This window comes from Bacteroidales bacterium (genome assembly GCA_018334875.1).
Taxonomy (GTDB): Bacteria; Bacteroidota; Bacteroidia; order Bacteroidales; family UBA12077; genus JAGXLC01.
This window is the reverse complement of the sequence record JAGXLC010000294.1, coordinates 1-5,032: the sequence shown is the minus strand read 5'-3', so window position 1 is coordinate 5,032 and position 5,032 is coordinate 1. Positions and strand designations below refer to the sequence as shown.

Below are 5,032 nucleotides of genomic sequence, written 5' to 3'. Positions count from 1 at the left end.
CCTGAAGCTGCTGTTTGATTTGACCGGCTTTTTCACTGATCTGGCTTAACTGGGCATCCTTTTTATAGATAGGAACGATAACCACCTGGTTGGGTGCAAGTTTGGGAGGCAGCACCAGCCCGTTATCATCAGAATGGGCCATGATCAGAGCCCCCATCAACCGGGTGGATACTCCCCATGAAGTGGCCCAGACGTAATCCAGTTTCCCGGACTGATCGGTAAAGGTAACATCAAATGCTTTTGCGAAGTTCTGGCCCAGAAAATGGGAAGTACCGGATTGAAGGGCTTTTCCGTCCTGCATCAGGGCCTCGATGGTATAGGTTTCTTCGGCCCCGGCAAACCGGTCTGTATCGGTTTTGGTGCCTTTCAATACAGGTATGCCCATCCAGTTCTCAGCAAAATCTGCATATACGTCAATCATTCTCTGGGTTTCTTCCAGGGCTTCTTCTTTGGTTGCATGAGCCGTATGGCCTTCCTGCCAGAGAAATTCAGCGGTCCTGAGAAACAAACGCGTTCTCATCTCCCATCTTACAATATTGGCCCATTGATTGACCAATATGGGAAGATCCCGGTAAGACTGAATCCAGCCTTTATATGTATTCCAAATGATGGTTTCGGAAGTGGGTCGTACAATGAGTTCCTCCTCGAGTTTGGCCTTATCATCTACGACAATACCCTTGCCATCTTCATCGTTTTTAAGCCGGTAATGGGTAACTACCGCACATTCTTTGGCAAAACCCTCAACATGAGAAGCTTCCTTTGAAAAAAACGATTTGGGTATAAACAGGGGAAAGTAAGCGTTGGAATGGCCGGTATCCTTGAACATCTTGTCCAGTACCGACTGAATCTTTTCCCAGATGGCAAAGCCATAGGGTTTAATCACCATACAACCTCTGACGGGACTGTTCTCCGCCAAATCTGCCTTCGTTACAATATCGTTATACCATTGTGAATAATTTTCCTGCCTGCTTGTAATTTCTTTTGCCATTTTGGAATGATATTTGCTTTATTTTTATTTACAAAAATAATGTTTAACTTGGATGCAAATTAAAGAAATTAAATTTTAATAATAAAAAAAGCAACCCAGCGAATTTTAACACAATAATATCTGATATATCATACTCGTTTAATAAAATAAAAAGGAGAATGTAATGATGAAAACAAGAAACATATTAATGCTGATAGTAGCTGCCGTAATCTTCTCCTCATGCTCCATGACGTTGCAGCAGAGAAGGGTAGCTGACGAACTTTATCAAAATCCCGATAACCGGGAAGATACAGAGCAAACCTATGCCCAATTTTACGATGAAGCCGAAAACGTTCTGAAAGAAAGCCAGGAGGAAGAAGAAGTAGATACCGTAATCTATGAAGACAAAGTTAAATCCTCCGGCAACCCCTATCAGGATATATTGGTAGACAACCATGACGAGGCTTATCAAAGAAGGTTAGATGCTTCAAGAAGCCTGTCATACGGCATGTCTGACTGGTACGGAACATATTATTCCAATGATTTTTGGTATGCTTCCGCCTATGATCCGTCCTTCTACAATGTTATTGTAATGGGTGATGATGTATGGGTTGAACCCAACTGGCTTACCGGTCATTTCGGAACAGGTTGGAAATACGGAAGTTTCTATAATTATCCTTACTCTGGCCGGAGCTTTATGAATCCATACCGCAGCACCTTATCCATGACAGGAATTTACGGCTTTAACTCTATGGGTTACGGTGCATATGGCTATAATGCCTTCGGACGTGGTGCGTTTGGTTACAGTTCCTTTGGATACGGATACAGTCCGTTCGGTTACAGATCCTTCGGATACAGCCCGTTTGGATATAGCCCGTTCGGTTACAGTTCTTTCGGTTATGGGTCATACTACGGAATGTCCCCGTTCTATTCAAACTATAACTATTATAACACGCTTCAGCAGCAAAGAATGCTCCAGGAATACGAGCTCAATGATGAAGGCAGAGTGGCTAAGTTTTCAAACCATTCACAAAGAATAAGAAAAAGCGGAGATTCCGGTTCCGAAGAAACCAATAATAAGTCCAGATCCTATATCAGGGTTCAGGATGCCGGTAAAGCCGGATCCGGGAGATCAAGCCATTCTATAAGAGTAAGAAGTAATGATGAAGGAACCAGTTCAAGATACGTAAAAACAAGAAGTGAAAATGTTTCGACCACAAGATCGAGATACAACAGACCCAAGAATGAAGCCAGTTATGAACAGACAAAGAATGAAAGGGTAAGAAGAAACACAAACACTTCGGGCAGAAAAAGATCTTCCACATACAATAATAGCGGAAGTTCAAGACGTTCAACAAGAAGCTCGATCAGTTCCGGAAGCTCAGGCAGCAGCTCGAATTCCTCGGGATCTACAAGATCATCCGGTTCTTCCTCGAGTTCAGGAAGAAAACGTAAATAACCCTGGAATAAAACTTACACAGTGCCCCATAAGTTATATGGGGCACTTTTTTAATATCAACCTCAGATAAAAATTTTTACAGCTATGAAAAAAATAATTCCAATTGTAGTGTTTTTATTTGCTCAGTTCACCATAAGTACTGCACAGGAAGTTGAAGTGGAATCAGCCATCAGAAACTCCCAAAACATATACGAAGGTTCGGCACGGTTTATGAGTATGGGAGGCGCCTTTACGGCGCTGGGAGCCGATCTTTCTTCCATCAGCCTGAATCCGGCAGGTGTAGGGGTATACACCGGGTTCCAGATGGAATTTACGCCCTCGTTTCAATACCAGCAAACCAATACGCGCACCCGCTCTTACCAGGGCGAAGTGTTTAAAAATGAGGAATTCGGTTATAATCTGAATTTTAACAATGTTGGCCTCACCGGGGCTTATACGCTGAACAGCCCGGGATGGAAAAACATCAATTTTGGATTGGGTTACAATACATTAAACAATCATGACCAGGGAATAAGGACCGAAAATTTCAACAGGGTCAACTCTAAAATGCATGAGTTCGTAGATAATGCGAACAGAGGCAATATAAGAGGTGCTTATGAAGATCTCGCCTGGCAAACCTACTTACTCAGCTATGACAGTACCTATGCAGAGTATTGGAGCTATGTTAGCGATGAAATGAATTACAGCGACACCGCTGCATCAGTACAGGAAATTGGAGTGGACCAGCAGAAAAATCTGAGCAATGACGGGAGTTTGGGAGAATATTTCCTTTCTGTAGGTGCGAATTATGAAAACAGTTTGTACCTGGGTATGAGTGTGGGAATCCAGCGGTCAAACTATTCTTACAAAAGTACCTACAGTGAAGCGGAAAGAAATGATCAGGTGCCTGATTTCAGAGGCATGAATTTCATTCAGTACGAAGAGCATTCCGGTACGGGCTATAATTTTAAGCTGGGAGCCATCTACAGGCCAACAGACTTCATAAGGGTTGGAGCTGCCTTCCACTCTCCGACCTATTTCAATAACCTGACCTACACCTGGTACAACAGTGTAAGAGCCAGGTATGATAACGGGGATGATCTGCAGGCAAGCAGTGAACAGAGTGATTTCTCCTATAAACTGATCACCCCTTCCAAAATACTGGGGGGTGTAGCCGTCAGAATACAAGAAATGGGACTGATCAGCGCCGATTATGAAAGGGTCAATTATGGAAGAGCCCGATTAGAGGAAAAAGAAGGGGATATACCTTTCGACTATGAAAACGACAGCATCAGCAATACTTTTGGAGCTGCCAATAATTTAAGGCTTGGTGGCGAACTCAGACTGAGCAGCTTCTATGTCAGGCTGGGATATGCATTTTACCAATCGCCCTATCAAGATGAATACAGCAACTACCAGTCGGACCGGCAACAATATTCCGGAGGGCTGGGCTTCAGGGGAAACAGCTTCTTTATAGATGCTGCTTATGTAACCAGTTCCTATACAAGGGAAAATCAGCTCTTTTCAACCCTCCCCAACCTGAGCGAAATAGATTTTACAAACAACAAATTCATTGTTTCGCTGGGCTTCAGATTTTGATGTAACACCACTTTGTACTTGTTTTCATCATATCATATATCCCCTTCGGTCTTTCAGTTCCGAAGGGGATATTTTTTTCAACAATCAATTCAATTGAACGTTATACATGGATGAGTGATTTAAGTTTGGAACAATATTTGATACTTTTTTGGTGTTATATATAAAATGCATTTTGGTTTAACCCTCAATAAAAATATGGAGATGAAAACAAGAACATTATTTTCCTTATTCATAATTGCCGCGATATTTTCTTCCTGCACAACAACCTTGCAGCAGAGAAGGGTGGCGGATGAGCTGTATGAAAATCCTCCGGATACCTATACAGAGGAACAGATTGATCAATCCGGCCGGTACAGGGATCAGGCGGAACAATCCGGGGATACACTTGACCGTAAAAAAGACCGGTATGGCTATGTTCCCCGATACGGATATGCACCCCACAGATGGTACGGCCATCATTATTGGCCTGACTGGTATTACTGGGATTTTTATCCTTATTATCCCTATTACGGATATGGCTATCCCTGGTACAGATCAGCCTGGTTTGGCTACCATTCCTACTGGCATTCACCGTACTTCGGATATTACCCGTATTATCCCTCCTATTATTCAACCTATTCTCCCAGAACATGGCAAAGAAAGACTTCTTCCGGTATCATAAACAGTACCAGAAAGTTTGATGCCAACGCTCCCCATACCCAAAGAATCAGAAGAGTGGTATCTTTGCCGGAAAATAAATCCTCAACCAATACAAGGCTGAGCATACCTTCCGACAGGACGGTACGCATGCCCCTGCGTACCATAAAAGCAACCGACGGGAATATTCGGAGGCAAAATACCAGATCAGTAAACAGGATGCATTATATTCGTCCGTCAAACATTCAGAGCACGCCGGACAGAAAATATAACATAATTAGGCGCGATCCGGTAAGACAACATATCAGAACCCAACCGATCAGGACAAGTACCCCTGTCTACAGGAGACCTGCCCGTTCCGTGAACCGTATTTATCAAATAAGGCCATCGGG

The 5,032-nt window shown here is 43.1% G+C and carries 4 protein-coding genes; 3 read left to right on the top strand and 1 reads right to left on the bottom strand.

Annotated features, from left to right (window positions below):
- Positions 1-988 (bottom strand): proline--tRNA ligase (locus KGY70_16730; GenBank protein MBS3776845.1); only part of this gene is annotated, 988 nt, incomplete at its 3' end.
- Between the two features lie 163 nt (positions 989-1,151).
- Between KGY70_16730 and KGY70_16725 the strand changes: the two genes are divergently transcribed.
- The 3 genes from KGY70_16725 to KGY70_16715 all read left to right on the top strand — a co-directional run.
- Positions 1,152-2,426 carry a hypothetical protein gene (locus KGY70_16725; protein ID MBS3776844.1) on the top strand — a complete coding sequence of 425 codons (1,275 nt, stop codon included), beginning with the start codon at positions 1,152-1,154 and terminating at the stop codon, positions 2,424-2,426.
- Between the two features lie 84 nt (positions 2,427-2,510).
- Positions 2,511-4,004, top strand: a complete 1,494-nt coding sequence (locus tag KGY70_16720) for a hypothetical protein (protein ID MBS3776843.1) — start codon at positions 2,511-2,513, stop codon at positions 4,002-4,004.
- 201 nt (positions 4,005-4,205) lie between these two features.
- Positions 4,206-5,032: hypothetical protein (locus tag KGY70_16715; protein MBS3776842.1), on the top strand; the 827-nt coding region annotated here is incomplete at its 3' end.